Origin of the sequence: Shewanella sp. Isolate8 (assembly GCF_022398495.1) — a bacterium.
Taxonomy (GTDB): Bacteria; Pseudomonadota; Gammaproteobacteria; order Enterobacterales; family Shewanellaceae; genus Shewanella; species Shewanella aquimarina.
The window spans coordinates 406442-422352 of sequence record NZ_JAKEVI010000003.1; the positions used below are offsets into that span (position 1 = coordinate 406442).

Here is a 15911-nt window from a genome sequence, read left to right on the forward strand (position 1 = left end):
GCCTCAACTCTGCGATTTAAGCGCCGCCTAGCTCTTCGGCCAGCAGGCTGGCGTTGCGGGCTGTGATACCGTAGATGGAGAGCTGAGGGTTGGCCCCGAGACTGGTGGGAAACAGCGAGCCGTCCATCACAGACAGATTCTCCAGATAGTGGCTGCGGCCCCGGCTATCCACCATGGCCATACGCTTATCTTCGCCCAGCGGACAACCGCCCATCACGTGAGCCGAGGCCACCACAGTCTTGAAGGGGGCCAGGGTCATCTCTGCGATAGCCTCCTTGGCCGCCTGCCAGCTCGGCAGATAGGGCATCCCCTCACTCATGGGCAGCACCTTCTGCGCCCCGGCGGCAAACTGTAACTCGGCCATGCTGGCGAATGCGCGGCGCGCGGCCCGCCAGAAGGCGTCGGTCAGCGGATAATCCAGGGTATAACCCTTATCTGTCAGCTGTACCTGGCCACCCGGACTATCGGCATGATAGCCATCTCGCATCAGGGCTATGGTCACCTGTAACTGATTAAACTGTGCCATCAGCTCGGCGTGACTCTGGCCGTATCCCAGGGATTTCGATGCGATCAACACGGGATGGATGGGCGGCACCTCCAGCTTGTAGCCCAGCTCGCCGTCGGCGCCGTCTTGCCAGACAAACTGATCCGAATAGATAGACTGCGGTGCGCCGCTATGGCCATTGATGGCGTCGTTAAACAGGGCGCCGCTGAGCACGGTCGGATGCAAAAAGGTGCGCTTGCCCAGCAGCTTTTGCGGATCAGGCAGGCGGGAGCGCATCATCAGGGCCGGCGTGTGGATGGCGCCGGCGCTGAGAATATAGTGTTTGGCCTTAAACATCAGCTGCACGCCGCTTGGGCGCAGCGATTCGGTTAATGCCTGGGCCTTGAGTGCGTACACCCTGTCGTTATGGTGTTCTATCTTGCTCACCTTGGCGCGGCTCACCAGGGTCGCGCCACGCTCCAGCGCCGTGGGTATGGTGGTAACCAGCATAGACTGCTTGGCGTTGACCGGGCAGCCCATGCCGCAGTAGCCAGTGTTCCAGCAACCGGCCACGTTACGCTTGATGACGGTATAGTCCCAGCCCAAAGCCTCGCAGCCCTGCTTGAGCGCCATGTTGTTGCGGTTGGGCTCGAAGGGCCACTCTGTAATACTCAGCCGCTGCTCCATCTTCTCGAACCAGGGCGTCAACGCCTCCTTGGAGAGGCCTTCGACCGACTTGTGCTTGGCCCAGAACGCCAGGGCATTTTCCGGCGTGCGGATCGAGGTGGTCCAGTTGATGGTGGTTGAGCCGCCGACGGCCCGTCCCTGAAAGATGCCGATCGCCTTGTCCTTGGTCTTCATGGACGCGGCCTGCTGATACAGGTTGGGATAGGCGCGTCGCTCCTCCATGTTGAAGCTCTCGGAGGATTTCAGCGGCCCGCCTTCGACGATAATCACAGACAGGCCCGCCTCGGCCATGATCTCGGCCGCCACACCGCCACCAGCGCCACTGCCGACGATCACCACATCGGCCTCAAGGGTTTGGTCTTGGGTCAGTTGACTGGCATCTATATGCTTCCAGCCATTTGCAAGGCCGGTCACTATGGGATCTTCGATGGCCAATGGCGCTCCTTTGCCCTGTTATCAGGGTCTATGTTTATCAGTCCGATGATATGTAATCGGTGGTTCGGGTTTGTAGCGGCTTAAGTTTCTAGCGGCTTAGACTCCCAGCAGATTAGGGGCAAATCAGTTAAACAGCCGCGGCTTCTCATAATTTAATCGTGACCAGTGCTCGGGACTGCTGTAGTAGCTGGCCAGCACCAACTCCCGCAGCCCCTGATAGGCGGTGACCATAAGGTCGAGAAAGCTGCTTCGCCAGGCTTCCAACATGGCCACCAGCTCCTGGGGTTGACGCATTAACAGGGGGGTCATGTTGCCGGTGAGCAGTAACAGGCCTAGGCGCGACTCGAGCAGCTCCAATAACTGCTCGAGTTCTTCGCGGGACTCATCGGGCAGTAGATCCATGGTCGCCACTATGGCATCTAAGGTGCGGTTTTGTGCCGCCACGCGCAGCGACTGGGTATGGGGCAAGGCGCCGTCGAGAAACACGGGCACCAGCAGGCTAAATAGCAGGCGATGGGACTGATCCAGGGATGCGCTTACCCTCACCTGCGGCGGGTGATACAGGTTCACCCCCAATGCCAGGGCGCCGGTCCCCACGAGGGCCGTGGTCAAAAAGGTGCGTCGGTTCATCTTATTCCCTGTGCTTTATGATTAGCGATACTCCATGGGTCGTCCTTTGACGACAAGGAGCTACTTGAATCTATGTTACACTAGCCGGATAACTAACAATTAAACACATGTTTTAATCTTCGGCAACAGCGATTTATGACCCAGCGTACCTTCACGCCCCCCTGGTGGGCAAGAAATCCCCATGTGCAAACCATACTGCCGGTGCTAACCAAGGTGGACAGGCCAGCCCTGACTCGTCAGCGCCTGGAGTTGGATGACGGCGACTTTATCGATCTCGACTGGCTGACTAAACCCGCGTGCGGTGAACCCATAGTCGTGTTGGTGCACGGGCTGGAAGGCAGCGCCGACTCTCACTATGCCAGGCGTCTACTCACTCTGCTGGGCGAGCATAAGGTCAGCGCCCTGGTGCATCATCATCGCAGCTGCTCTGGGGTGACCAATCGCCTCGCCCGCAGCTATCACAGCGGCGATACCCAGGACCTGCACACCACCCTGAGCCAGTTACGCAAGGACTATCCAGACTCGCCGCTATTGGCGGTGGGCTACAGCCTGGGGGGCAATGTGCTGACCAAATATATGGGCGAACATGGCAGTGACAGCCTGGTGGATCGCGCCGTGGTGATCTCGGCGCCGCTACAGCTGGGCGCCTGCGCCAAACGGCTCAGACACGGCTTCTCCAAGATCTACCAGAGCCATCTGATCAAGCAGCTGCAGCAGAAGGTGCGCGATAAGCTGGCGATGCCCGACCTGAGCGCCCAGATGCCGGTGACCCAGAGCGAGGTCGAGAGCCTGACCACCTTTCACCAGTTCGATGACAGGGTGACGGCGCCGCTGCACGGCTTCGATGGCGTGGAAGACTACTACACCCGCGCCAGCGGCCTGCCCTACCTGAGCCAAGTCGCCAAACCGACCCTGGTGATCCACGCCCAGGATGACCCCTTCATGACAGATGAGGTGATTCCAAGCCAGGAGGCGCTGTCGCCTCAGGTCACCTATGAGCTGCACCAACAGGGCGGCCATGTCGGTTTTATCGACGGTGGTCATCCCCTCAAGCCCAGATATTATCTGGAGCAGCGTATTGTCCATTTTCTGCTGGAGGCTTAAAGATGCTAGTGCCCTATCAATCCCTGCTGCAGCTGCCGAGTGAGACCCTGGATAATCTGATCAAGGAGTTTCTCTTCACTCAGACCGAGGATGGCAGTTTCGCCAGCCTGGATGACCAGGCCTTGGCCCGAGCCATCGCGCAGTGTCGTCAGGCGCTGGCCCGCAGCGAGCTTGTGGTCGAATACAGCGAAGAGGAGGAATCGATCGCCATTCGCCAGCGGCAAGATACCTTGACACAGCAGGGACGAGATGACGAGCCCTGTTGACCTTTAGGTTCTGTGTGCCGTATAACTATTGGTTCACAAATGCCTTTTCTCAGGCATCAGCTCAGCGCTTTTAGGTAGAAGAATGTCAGCTAAACACCCTATTATTGCCGTGACCGGCTCCTCTGGAGCAGGCACCACGACGACCACGACAGCATTTAGCCATATCTTCCGTCAGTTGGGGATCAATGCCGCGATGATCGAGGGTGACAGCTTTCACCACTACACCCGTCCCGAGATGGAACTGAAGATCCGCCAGGCGCAGAACGAGAATCGCAACATCAGCTATTTCGGCCCCGAGGCCAACGATTTTGCCAAGCTGGAGCAGTGCTTTAGCGACTATAGCGCCACCGGCCAGGGCGAGACCCGATCCTACCTGCACACATTCGATGAGGCGGTGCCCTTCAACCAGATGCCCGGCACCTTCACCCAGTGGCGACCGCTGCCGGAAAACACCGACATGCTCTACTACGAAGGCTTACATGGCGGCGTGGTCACCGACGACTGCGACGTGGCCCAACACGTGGATCTGCTGATCGGCATGGTGCCTATCGTCAACCTGGAGTGGATCCAGAAAATCATCCGCGACACCTCAGACAGAGGCCACAGCCGCGAGAAGGTGATGGGCTCTATCGTGCGCAGCATGGAAGACTATATCAACCATATGACGCCGCAGTTCTCCCGCACCCATATCAACTTCCAGCGGGTACCGACGGTTGACACCTCTAACCCCTTTAGCGCCAAGACCATCCCCAGCCTGGATGAGAGCTTCGTGGTGATCCGTTTTCGCGGCATCAAGAATGTCGACTTCCCCTATTATCTGAAGATGATCGACGGTTCCTTCATGTCGCGCATCAACACCTTAGTGGTGCCCGGCGGCAAGATGTCGCTGGCGATGGAGCTTATCCTCACGCCGCTGATCCGCGATCTGCTGGAGAAGCGTCAGCACCTGCTGGACCTGGATAGCGAATAATTTTTAATCGCTTGCACTTGCTTCAGAAAGAGATTGTTTCGCTTAAGCTTTATTTAAGTCTGCTCACATAGAATGCTGGCTATCGGGATTTCAGGCGAAAGACTGATAGTTAGTATACTCTTGGGAGTAAATTCCCCCATCTTGATCTGTTTGCTTCCTCGAGTATGCTAGCGTCCCGACACCTCCTCTTGCACGCCACTCTGCATTAATTTCCCTGCGTTACCTTCCTAACCATTTCAGGCTTAAAAATTTCAAGACTCATGCTTCGAGCATAAAGCGTTCAGGCATAAAAAAACGCCGACCCGAGTCGACGTCTTCATTGATACGAATAAATCCCCTACTGGGACAGGGGCACCACTTCACGATATGGTTTCTGTTGGCGGTAGTTTTCCAGCCTTAATTCAAATTCGTCTGACTTATCGAACTCGGCCGTCTGTTTGAGCGCCTTGATCGCCTGCTGCTGCAGATCCACCGCAGCGCTGTAGTCGCCAATCTCGGCATAGGCTGCGGCCAGGTTATCCAGGTTGGTCGGATCTTGCTTGTTGGCCTCCACCAGCCCCTTGCCTATGGCCAGGGCCTTACCGCCGTCACGGTACTTGGCCTCGGGACAGGTAGAGAGGATCCACACCACATTGCCAAGGGAGATCTCATCGCCCACCGCCATGAAGTTATCGACCGCCTTACCGCAGTTGCGTGCCACGCCATTACCGCCGGCGGCATAGATGAAGCCTAAACGGAACTGGGCCCACTTGTCATTTTCCTTGGCCAGGCTCAGATACCAACGCTCGGCCAGCGCCAGGTCTCTTGGAATGATCTTACCGTCGAAGGCCAGATCGGCTATGGTCTGAGCCGCCTTCTTGTGGCCCGTCTGTGCGGCACGTTCGACCCAGCTGGCACCCAGCTGAGGATCCTGCTCGACGAAACGACCGGAGAGATACATTAAACCGAGAAGAAATTGCGCCTCAGATTCACCCTGGCTGGCTTTAAGCTGAATATGGGCCAGTTTACTGGCGGGCGCCGCCGCTTCGGTGGCGGGGACAGAAAACGCTAGGGCTTGCTGCTGCACGGCAAACAGCGCCAGCAGGCCTGCGGCCAATTTCCAAACATGTTTTGTCACGATTCAAGACTCTCCTTCACCAGTTCGCGCCTTCTGAATACGGCACGAAATAGTCACCACTTTGAGCTGCCCCGGCCCGGGTCTGATGCGCCGGCGCAGAGACTAACACTATCAATAATCCCCCCGCCAAGTCGAGTAAAAACCGTATTTTACTGCATGAAAATTAGCGGCTTTATCCCCCTGGCCCGGCAAATAGACGTAGACAGATGTGATATGGGCAGCATTGTCGGCCAAATAAACTGGCCTGACTAAGGTATTGGTTGACATATATTACTAATGTATCAAAATAAACTCCCACTACTGACAGCAAAGTAAATTAGGTTATTGGCTGCATACTTATTGCCATAATTTGATCTCTGACGAGGTTTTTTGGGCCTAATTGACGTAATCTGCTTATTTAGCATATTCTTGTATTTACATTAATCAGTCGAGGAACATAGGCATGGCTCTGATTGGTAAGCCTAAACCTGATCCAACGTTGGAATGGTTTTTATCACACTGTCACATTCATAAATACCCAGCCAAAAGCACTCTGATCCATGCGGGTGAAGACTCAGACACTCTGTACTACATAGTGAAAGGTTCTGTTGCCGTCTTGATTAAAGATGAAGAAGGCAAAGAGATGATCCTCTCTTACCTGAACCAAGGTGACTTCATCGGTGAACTGGGTCTGTTTGAAGAACAAGCCGAACGTACTGCTTGGGTTCGTGCCAAGCAAGCCTGTGAAATCGCTGAGATCTCTTACAAGAAATTTAAGCAGCTTATCCAGGTTAACCCTGAGATCCTGATGAAGCTGTCATCTCAGATGGCTTACCGTCTACAGAGCACCAGCCAGAAAGTGGGCGACCTCGCCTTCCTGGACGTTGCCGGTCGCATCGCACAGACGCTGCTGCACCTGGCTAAGCAGCCTGATGCCATGACGCATCCAGACGGCATGCAGATCAAGATCACTCGCCAAGAGATTGGTCAGATCGTGGGTTGTTCTCGTGAAACCGTGGGCCGTATCCTCAAGATGCTTGAAGAGCAGAATCTGATCCAAGCACACGGCAAAACTATCGTGGTTTACGGTACCCGATAAGCTAACATTAAGTTAGATTTAATAGATCTTAGTTAAAGTGGCCTGACTCCTTAGTCAGGCCATTTTTTTAGGACAGCTTAGTGAAACCGACCGTCGTTATCAGCACCCTCTTGCTTAGTGTCTGCTCACAGCTCAGTCCCGCCGCCAACGCCGCGATCGAACTGGAACACAACCAGGCCAAGGCCCTGGTCAACGAAGGCAAGATCCTCTCCCTCGACCTCACCCTCAGCCAGGTACAAACCTTTTGTTATGGCAAGCTGGTAGACGCCCACCTGTTTCATGCCCAAGGCAAATGGCAATACGATCTCCAGATCAAGACGGCTAACGGCGAACTTATCTCCCTGGATATCGATGCCACCACGGGTCGGCACAGCGACCAAAAGCCCCTGCCCCCAGCCTGCATGCCACAGAAAAACTAGCGCCGAAATATCCGCTTAGGGTGAAAAAGTGTATTATCAATTCAGGCCGATGCGAGTTGGCCGCCTCCCTGTAGACAGAAGCGCCTCCTGCGCTAAGGTAGAGAAAGACGATGAAATTGCTGCTGGTCGAAGACAACACCCTACTGGTCGATGAACTTGCCAAACAGCTGAAACAGGCCGGCTATGTCACAGATGTCACAGACAGAGCCGCCGAAGCCGACTACCTGATTAAAGAAACTCATTATGATTGTGTCATCCTGGATATCGGCCTGCCCGACGGCAACGGACTCCAGCTACTGGAGACCTGGCGCAACCAGGGCATAAACACGCCGGTGATCATGCTCACCGCCCGCAGTCAGTGGCACGAGAAGGTTGAAGGCTTCAACGCCGGTGCGGACGATTATCTGGGCAAGCCCTTCCACAGCCAGGAGTTGCTGGCACGTATTCACGCCCTGATCAACCGCGCCCACGGCAAGACCAACAGCCCCACCAAGGAGCTGAGCTTCGAGGGCGTCACCCTGGACGAGGGCCAGCAGAGTGTCACTGTGGGTGAGCAAGAATTCGAACTCACCGCCATGGAGTTTCGCCTGCTGAAGATCTTCCTCATGTCACCCAAGAAACTGCTCTCCAAGGCGCAGCTGACCGATAAGCTGTATCAGTTTGACGATGAGAAGGAGAGCAACGTGGTGGAGGTCTATGTGACTCACCTGCGCAAGAAGCTGGGTAAGACGGCGATTGAGACCCGTCGCGGACAGGGCTATATCTTCCACGGCCTCAAGCCATGATATCGATCCGCACTAAGCTCAGCCTCTGGCTGTCGGCCTTAGTCATCATCTCCACCTTCGTGGCGATCGTCATCTTCGAGTCCATGTTACGCCAGGCGTTTCACGACTCTATCATCGACCGCCTCGAAGAGGATTTAGAACAGGTGTTGCTGGCTATTCAGTTCGACAACGGCGACATCAGCATAGATCCCAACCAGGTCTCTAACTTCTACAAGCCGGTCTATTCCGGGCGCTATTACCAGCTCAACCTCAAGGATATCGAGCTCAGATCCCGCTCCCTGTGGGATCAACGCCTGGAGATAGAGCCGCTCACCAAGGGCCAGACCCGGGTATGGCAGACCAAGGGACCGCAGAATCACGACATCCAGCTACTCTCCCTGGGGCTAAGCAGCGCCGATGCCAAGGTGCAGGCGACCCTCACGGTCGCCCAGGATCTCAGTATCGGCCGTCAGGTATTCTCCCAGGTCTACGGCACTAAGCTGTCGGTCAACCTGGCCATGTTGCTGGCCATGGTGGCGGGGATCTTCATTCTGCTAAGGCAATCCTTCAAGCCGATCAACGATATGCAGCGGGCACTGATGAAGCTCAGGGAGGGCGAGATCACCGCGCTGGATACCGGCAAGATCCCACCTGAGCTGGCGCCACTGGCCCAGACCTACAACGAATTGTTGCAATACTCGAGTAAGCAGATGGAGCGCAGCCGCAACAACCTGGGCAACCTCAGCCATGGCCTCAAGACGCCGCTGGCGGTGATGCAGCAGCAGGTGGAAGTGCTGGGACTGAAAGATCCCGATGCGGCCGCAGCCATGCAGGCCCAGCTAGATCAGATCCACAAGATGATAGAGCGCAAGTTGGCGGCAGCGCGGATCACCGGCGACATGTTACCCGCGGCCCAGATGCAGCTGCCCAAAGATCTGCAGGATCTGGCGCAGACCCTTACTAAGGTGCACGGCCATAAGGCGATCGCCTGCCAGTTTAATCTCGATACCCACATCCACCGCCTACCCATCCATAGAGAAGATGGCATGGAGCTTATCGGTAACCTGCTGGACAATGCCTTCAAGTGGGCTGACAGCAAAGTGGCGGTGTCGACGACGCAAGCCGATGAGCAGATATTGCTGACCATAGAAGATGATGGCCCGGGCGTTGCCGACGAGGCCCTCAGCCAGCTGACCCAGAGAGGCAAGCGCCTGGATGAGGCGATCATGGGCCACGGCCTGGGGCTCTCCATCGTCAAGGATATTGCCGAGCAGTATGAGATAAGCCTAGACTTCGAGCATAGCCAGCAGCTGGGCGGGCTCAAGATCACCCTGGGCTTCAGGGTCTAAAGATAGTGAATTAAGATAATGAGTTAAGCTCTTTAGTTAAAAACCAAAAAAGCCGATGCAGTGCATCGGCTTTTACTGTCAGAGATTCACCCCGGAATTAACCTGCGTTGTTGGTGCTCTCGAAGATCTTGTCCGCAGAGGCCGCCACGAAGCCTGTGTACAGCTCACCGTCCGCCTTAGGGTAGCGCAAGGCAAACTCGTAGAAACAGCTTGGAATCGTCTTCTGAGTGTCTTTAAAGGCCACATTGACCTTGTCGGCCATGGTCGATGATTGCTCGAGCAGGACCTCGGCAGACCCCTTCACCTCGCCGCCGACACTGTTGAGCACGAAATCGCCCTGCTTCAGGGTGTCGTTCACCTCGAGTATGGTGTTGTAGCCTGGCAGGTGGTTGATCGAAACCGTGAAGTGGTTAGCGCGGTAGCCAAATGCCGCAACCCATGCCGCGTACTCACTCTCGGCCAGTAGCTGCTCGTAGGTTGTATAATCCAGCTCCCAGTGACGACCTGAGTAGAGGAAGTTATCCGCCGTAGTTGCGGCTTCATCAACCTGCTCCACCAGACCATGGACTATGGCCTGCAGCTCAGGACTGAAGGCTTCGACCATCAGCTCAGAGATAAATACCTTAGGCTGAGTCGGATCCGGATGCTCGAAGTGCTTAGCCTTAAGCTTCTTGGCTTCGAAGTCGTAGTCGCCACAGGCCACATAGCCCAGAGACTCGAAATGCTTCGCCAGAACGCTTAGGTTCACCTTGGCAATGTTGAAGGTACGTAGGGCGATATGATCGTTGATGATGGTCTCACCCTTGGCCAATAGCTGGTGTACCTTGGCGGCTGAGGGGGTCATTTCAACATAGTCGTCCCATAGGGCGGCAAATAGCTGGTTTACATCGGTATGCATCAATTTCTTCCTTAACATCATCGTGTTACCGGTCGTTATCGCGCCGGTTTGTTTGTTTTCACGATATAAGTACAACGAGAATTTTCGTGTACGCCTATAAAAATGGGAGCAGGCAAGACGCCCACTCCCATGCTTGTTTTACTAAAGGGTCAGACCCGGACTCAGGTTGGCTGGCATGGCCAGGGCATCGGCCTCGACCGAAGCCACAGGGTAGGCACAGTAGTCTGCGGCATAGAAGGCGCTCGCTCTGTGGTTACCCGAGGCGCCGACACCACCAAAGGGGGCCGAACCTGATGCACCGGTGATCTGCTTATTCCAGTTGACGATACCCGCACGGATACGCGCCAAGAAGTAGTCATAGTCTTCGCGGCTGTCCGCCAGGATACCGGCAGAGAGGCCATAGCGGGTGTCGTTCGCCAGCTTGATCGCCTCGTCGAAATCTGTGTAGCGCACCACCTGCAGCAGTGGGCCGAAGTACTCTTCGTCTGGCAGCTCGATCACCTGAGTCACATCGATAAGACCAGGAGATACGAGGCCGGTACCGGCTTCCAGATGCTTAAGCTCAACCAACGGCGTACCGCCCAGGTTGATCAGGTTACGCTGAGCTTCCACCATGCCTTTGGCTGCGGCCTCAGAGATCATAGAACCCATGAATGGCTGTGGCTGCGCGTTCCAAGGACCCACCTTGATCTGCTTAACCGCCTCGGCGAGCTTAGCCAGCAGGGCATCGCCCTCGGCGCCCTTCTCCACGTAGAGACGACGGGCACAGGTACAGCGTTGACCCGACGAGATGTAAGCCGACTGAATGATATCGTGAACCGCCGCCAGGGTATCTTTAACGCCCTTGATGATCAGCGGGTTGTTACCGCCCATCTCCAGCGCCAGGATCTTACCCGGGTGACCCGCGTACTGCTGATGCAGGATATGGCCGGTGCGCGAACTACCGGTGAAGAAAAGGCCGTCAATCTGTGGGTGTGAAGCCAGCGCCTTGCCGGTTTCCACTTCCCCTTGAACCAGGTTGATCACGCCAGCCGGCAGACCAGCCTTTTCCCACAGCTTAAGCATCAGCTCGGCCGTCTTAGGAGTCAGTTCAGATGGCTTAAACACCACGGTATTACCCGCCAGCAGCGCAGGTACGATATGGCCATTTGGCAGGTGGCCCGGGAAGTTATAGGGACCAAATACCGCCACTACGCCGTGTGGCTTGTGACGCAGCACGGCGCGACCGGCCGGTGTATCGTTCTCTGTGGTGCCGGTACGCTTGTGATAGGCAGCAACAGACAGGCCGATCTTGCCGATCATGGCCGCCGCTTCGGTGGCGGTCTCCCACTGTGGCTTACCGGTTTCCTGAGCGATCACCTCGGCGATATCGCCCTTGTGCGCCTCGAGCTGGTCGCGGTAGGCTTCGACAATCGCCAGGCGGGCGTCGAAGCCCAGCATGAACCAGTCGAACTGAGCGGCGCGCGCCGCCTCGACTGCCGCGTTAACCTGCTCTGGGGTCGCCGTCTTGCTTTCCCAGATAACTTCTTGATTTGCTGGGTTCTTAGAGACCACATCATGGCCCTGACCGGCAACCCACTGGCCGTTAATAAATTGACTCATTATAAATTCCTACATTGCCAAGACACGGATCTGTTCACCTTCGGCTACCAGCAGTGCACCGGCAAGCTCAGGGGAAAGAATCACCTCGTCGGTTTCGTCGCTGACCATCAGATTGGCCGAGGTGGCTCGGTAACCCGCTAACAAGGTATTTGAAATAATAAAACTACAGCTCGAGGCAGGCATCTCGCCCACCTTGACCGTCAGCAGACGGCTCTCTTTCACCGAGCGGATATCGTTTAAGTTACATTCGACCGTCGGGCCGCCGTCGAAGATATCCACATAGCCGCGACATCTAAAGCCCTCTGCCTGCAGCAGGTTGAGCGCCGGACGAGTGTTGGTGTGCACCTCGCCGATCACCTTCTGCGCCTCTTCGGGCAATAGACAGACATAGACGCTGTTTTTCGGCATCATCTCGGCCATGAAGGCCTTCTGCCCCAGGCCCGACAGATAGTCGGCCTGCACGAAGTCTATGCCTAAGAAGTTCTTCTGCAGCCAGCCGTAGAAAGGCGAGTTGCCTTCGGCATCGCTCTCGCCACGCATCTCGGCGATCACAGTCTCACCGAAACGCTCGGCATGTTGTGCCAGGAAGAGGAAGCGGCTGCGGGACAACATGCGGCCATTGTTGTTCTTGCGGTAGGTATCACGCAAGAACAGAGTGCATAGCTCGGCGGCGCCCGTGTAGTCGTGACACAGGGTCAGGGTTTCCACCTCGTTGCGCACATCGATCTGTTCTGAATAGTAGACCTCTGTGCCCAGGCGATAGTGATAGAACGCATCGACCATGCCGACCGCGGCCTCGAGGCCACAGGTACCGACCACTTCGCCAGTCTCTGTGTCTTCCAGCACCATAAGATAACCCTCGTCGAAGGGCTTCTCGATCTCTTTGACGAACGAGGCCTCGACGCGGGCGATCTTATTTCTTAATAGTTCTTCATTGACGGGTAAAGACGTGAATCCATGACCTGACTCGATGGCGATCTGATACAAGGCATCGTAATCGCTCGATCGTATGGGGCGGATAATTAACATCTTCGGGTCTCCTCACTTGTCCTTGTCGTTCAAACGCAGACAGCCTTAACAATTAAGACCGACATGCCACGCTTGAGGTTCAAGTATTTCTTTCAGACAAAAAAGCGCGGCTGTTACCCCGCGCTTATGCCGTCGCTTAGCCAGCTACAACCTTGGCTACTGCACGTTCGAAACGAGCAAGCCCCTCGGCGATATCTGCCTCAGGGATAACAAGAGAAGGAGTAAAGCGGATCACGTTTGGACCGGCAACCAGGCTCATCAGGCCTTCAGCGATACCGGCAACCAAGAAATCTTTTGAACGACCCTGGTACTGCTCGTTAAGCACGGCGCCCAACAGCAGGCCTTGGCCACGAACCTCGGTAAACACATGGTACTTTTCGTTGATCTTGTTCAAGCCGTCACGTAGCAGCTGCTCGCGACGTTTAACACCATCAAGCACCTCAGGGGTATTAACTACGTCCAGTACCGCATTACCTATGGCACAAGCCAATGGGTTACCGCCGTAAGTCGAACCATGGGTACCTATCTTAAGGTGAGAGGCGATCTCTGTGGTGGTCAGCATAGCCGCGATAGGGAAACCGCCACCAAGCGCCTTAGCTGTGGTGAGGATATCCGGCGTGACTTCGGTGCGCATGTAGGCGTAAAGCTCACCCAGACGACCAACACCTGTCTGAACTTCATCGAAGATCACCAGGGCGTTGTGCTTGTCGGCCAGGGCACGTACGGCGCGCAGGAACTCGGGATCGGCGTCTATGATGCCGCCTTCGCCCTGTAGTGGCTCGAGCATGATGGCACAAGTCTTGTCAGATACCGTGGCTTCCAGCGCCGCGATATCGTTGAATGGTAGGTGGGTAATAGACTGTGGCTTAGGACCGAAGCCGTCTGAATAGGCCGCCTGGCCACCCACGCTTACGGTAAAGAAAGTACGGCCGTGGAAGGCCTTATCGAAGGCGATGATCTGATCTTTGTCGGCGCCGAACTTGTCCAAGGCGTAACGACGGGCCAGCTTAAGGGCCGCTTCGTTGGCTTCTGCGCCTGAGTTAGCAAAATAAACCTTCTCTGCAAAGGTGGCTTCAACCAGCTTGGTCGCCAGTGCCAGTGCTGGCTCGTTAGTCATCACGTTAGCCAGGTGCCAAATCTTCTCACCCTGCTCTTTCAAAGCGCCAACCAGCGCTGGATGACAATGACCCAGACAGTTCACCGCAATACCGCCGGCGAAGTCGACAAACTCTTTGCCTTCCTGGTCCCAAACACGGCTACCCTCACCACGGACAGGGATCACAGCCGAAGGTGCATAGTTAGGCACCATTACTTCATCAAACTGGGCTCGGGTTAGCTTTTGGTTTACGCTCATTCTACTCATCCTTTCAATGTTGCCGAAGGCTTCAATCGCCTGTCGTACCCGTCTTTTTCCGAAAAGCCATGCCTTTCGGTGACGGTTATTTTGTTATCTAGGGGGACATTAATAGCGAAAACGTGATCAAAATACCAGTTCCTACCATATCGCCTTCTTAGCATGTGCATAACAAATGCATAAAGATTTGAGCTTAAAGGTTATACAAGCGTTTATAACCTAGCCTTGAGCATAAATAGTCAGAAAAAAAATTATCGACCACAATTCCGCGTAACAATGTGAATTTTATGAATATAAAGTCATGTTTTGACGTGGTCTGGATAGTAAAACATTTCCATAGCAAAGCATACTAAAACCATCGAAATGACTGCTCCTTCTCAAGAGCCGTGTTGACCATAGGCTCTGACTGGCTTCAATCAAGGATTAAAGACGATTGCTAGGCTCTGACGGAAAGCCGAATGATGCGATACATATCATTAGGATAGGTGACAAAAAAAAGGGGGGGAGGTAAGGAGAAGGCGCCGCGTTAAATCATATCTGGGGCGCCGGGATGATGAGCCATGCTCTACGCGCTATCGACTAGTAGAGATCTAGCTTACGGTAGTTCTGCCCCTTGAGACGGATCTGTTCCTGCTCGGAGAGCTGATAGTAGTCGAACATCATCTGCTTCTCCTTGGGCGAGATCAACCGCATCTCCTCGAGCATCAACACCTTGGCATAACAGCTAGCCCTAGCAACCAGGGCGGCCTCGGTGGAGAGCTCACTGTAACTCAGGCAAGTGTCCAGCTCTCTCTGGGTTTGCGTCAGACTGCTGGCCGAGAAATCGAGCAGCTCGGGCAAACGCCAGTTGAGGGTATGGGCATGGTGCAGCACCTGTTGATAGATATCCTCGGCGGGAAACTCGGTAGCCAATACGGCGTCATGTAGCTCCTTATCGCGACTACCACTGGCTTCCCTCAGCCAGTTGCCCCAGATATTCTCGTAGACCTTGGCACCATTCTTGAGCACCACTGAGATCCCCAACTGATAGAACAAGCTACTGGTGTAGGCCGTTGCCATGTCCTGCTCATTGAGCTGCGCCAGGGCCTTGGCGGCGATGCCGGTTATCATGGCGTAGCGCCACAGCTTGCGTGTGGTCCAGAGCAAGTTAGCATGCCCGGTTGGGAGCCAGTTACGCAGACAATAATAGGGGATCAGAAGCCTGAGGTTTTCCACACCGATAAAGTTGAGTACCAGCTTTATCTCGGTCACCTTCACATCGGATCGCTGCTGGCGCTTATGGCGAAACGAGGGGCTGTTGACCATGTTGGTCAGATCCCGCGCCAGCCAGGGCAGATCGGCGATCAACAGGCGCAGCCGACTCAGATCCAGGTTCTTCTGCTGTAACAGCTCAAGTATCAACATCTGACTGGCGTTGATGCCCGAGTGCTGTATCAGCAGCTCTGGCGAGGCCAGTTGATTGTCCAGTGTGCTATTGACCGTAGTGATCAGCTGCTTGGACACCGCCTCGAACACCTGCCTGGCCTGGATCTGCTTTGAGAGGCGCTCAAACACGGCGTCACGCTCGATGGCGAGCTTATTGGCGTCGTTCTCCAGTTCTCTATCTAAGTCATCAAACATGGAGGCCACGGCCTTCTGCTTACCTTTGATGATCTGTTTCAGAAGCCTGTGTTCGATATCTATGATGATCCCCGGACGGACCCCGCCGGCAATGGACTTTGCCAC

At 55.3% G+C, this 15911-nt stretch carries 15 protein-coding genes; 7 read left to right on the forward strand and 8 right to left on the reverse strand.

All coding sequences use genetic code 11. The features are described 5' to 3' along the window. Window positions 1-16: 16 nt before the first annotated feature. Both L1D43_RS14250 and L1D43_RS14255 read right to left on the reverse strand, forming a co-directional pair. Window positions 17-1606: a GMC family oxidoreductase gene (locus L1D43_RS14250; RefSeq protein ID WP_239852608.1), complete on the reverse strand. Its 1590-nt coding sequence runs from the start codon at window positions 1604-1606 to the stop codon at window positions 17-19. A 123-nt stretch (window positions 1607-1729) separates the two neighbouring features. Further along, window positions 1730-2236, reverse strand: a complete 507-nt coding sequence (locus L1D43_RS14255; protein WP_160797159.1) for a twin-arginine translocation signal domain-containing protein — start codon at window positions 2234-2236, stop codon at window positions 1730-1732. Between the two features lie 135 nt (window positions 2237-2371). On the opposite strand from L1D43_RS14255, the gene L1D43_RS14260 reads away from it, so the two are divergent. The 3 genes from L1D43_RS14260 to L1D43_RS14270 all read left to right on the forward strand — a co-directional run bounded on the left by L1D43_RS14260 (window position 2372) and on the right by L1D43_RS14270 (window position 4576). Continuing rightward, a complete protein-coding gene (locus tag L1D43_RS14260) occupies window positions 2372-3340 on the forward strand; it encodes a hydrolase (RefSeq protein ID WP_239852610.1) in 969 nt (322 codons plus the stop codon). Window positions 3341-3342: 2 nt separating this feature from the next. Further along, window positions 3343-3606: a YheU family protein gene (locus L1D43_RS14265; protein ID WP_239852613.1), complete on the forward strand. Its 264-nt coding sequence runs from the start codon at window positions 3343-3345 to the stop codon at window positions 3604-3606. A gap of 82 nt (window positions 3607-3688) precedes the next feature. Then, a complete protein-coding gene (locus L1D43_RS14270; protein ID WP_041508385.1) occupies window positions 3689-4576 on the forward strand; it encodes a phosphoribulokinase in 888 nt (295 codons plus the stop codon). 337 nt (window positions 4577-4913) lie between these two features. Here the strand turns inward: L1D43_RS14270 and L1D43_RS14275 are convergent, their stop codons facing one another. Next, a complete protein-coding gene (locus tag L1D43_RS14275; protein ID WP_239853239.1) occupies window positions 4914-5642 on the reverse strand; it encodes a tetratricopeptide repeat protein in 729 nt (242 codons plus the stop codon). A 493-nt stretch (window positions 5643-6135) separates the two neighbouring features. Here L1D43_RS14275 and crp point away from each other — a divergent pair, with 493 nt between their 5' ends. The 4 genes from crp to L1D43_RS14295 all read left to right on the forward strand — a co-directional run bounded on the left by crp (window position 6136) and on the right by L1D43_RS14295 (window position 9303). After that, a complete protein-coding gene (gene crp / locus L1D43_RS14280) occupies window positions 6136-6771 on the forward strand; it encodes a cAMP-activated global transcriptional regulator CRP (RefSeq protein WP_011864391.1) in 636 nt (211 codons plus the stop codon). A gap of 98 nt (window positions 6772-6869) precedes the next feature. Further along, entirely contained in the window at window positions 6870-7190 is a 321-nt protein-coding gene (locus L1D43_RS14285; RefSeq protein WP_239853242.1) for a hypothetical protein, read from the forward strand. Window positions 7191-7300: 110 nt separating this feature from the next. Further along, complete coding sequence (locus tag L1D43_RS14290) at window positions 7301-7975, forward strand: response regulator transcription factor (protein ID WP_041508384.1); 675 nt, start codon at window positions 7301-7303, stop codon at window positions 7973-7975. Further along, a complete protein-coding gene (locus tag L1D43_RS14295) occupies window positions 7972-9303 on the forward strand; it encodes a sensor histidine kinase (protein WP_239852615.1) in 1332 nt (443 codons plus the stop codon). Before L1D43_RS14290 ends, L1D43_RS14295 begins: the two co-directional genes overlap by 4 nt. A 97-nt stretch (window positions 9304-9400) precedes the next feature. Here the strand turns inward: L1D43_RS14295 and L1D43_RS14300 are convergent, their stop codons facing one another. The 5 genes from L1D43_RS14300 to L1D43_RS14320 form a co-directional block, all read right to left on the reverse strand. Next, window positions 9401-10201, reverse strand: a complete 801-nt coding sequence (locus L1D43_RS14300; RefSeq protein ID WP_041508382.1) for a DUF1338 domain-containing protein — start codon at window positions 10199-10201, stop codon at window positions 9401-9403. A 141-nt stretch (window positions 10202-10342) separates the two neighbouring features. Beyond that, the gene (gene astD / locus L1D43_RS14305) at window positions 10343-11803 is read right to left on the reverse strand and encodes a succinylglutamate-semialdehyde dehydrogenase (protein WP_239852617.1); all 1461 of its coding nucleotides are present in this window, start codon (window positions 11801-11803) and stop codon (window positions 10343-10345) included. Window positions 11804-11812: 9 nt separating this feature from the next. Then, on the reverse strand, window positions 11813-12832 hold the full coding sequence (astA, locus tag L1D43_RS14310) for an arginine N-succinyltransferase (RefSeq protein ID WP_041508380.1): 1020 nt from the start codon (window positions 12830-12832) through the stop codon (window positions 11813-11815). A gap of 136 nt (window positions 12833-12968) precedes the next feature. After that, the gene (locus L1D43_RS14315) at window positions 12969-14186 is read right to left on the reverse strand and encodes an aspartate aminotransferase family protein (protein WP_041508379.1); all 1218 of its coding nucleotides are present in this window, start codon (window positions 14184-14186) and stop codon (window positions 12969-12971) included. A 579-nt stretch (window positions 14187-14765) separates the two neighbouring features. Then, window positions 14766-15911, reverse strand: a complete 1146-nt coding sequence (locus L1D43_RS14320) for an HDOD domain-containing protein (RefSeq protein ID WP_239852619.1) — start codon at window positions 15909-15911, stop codon at window positions 14766-14768.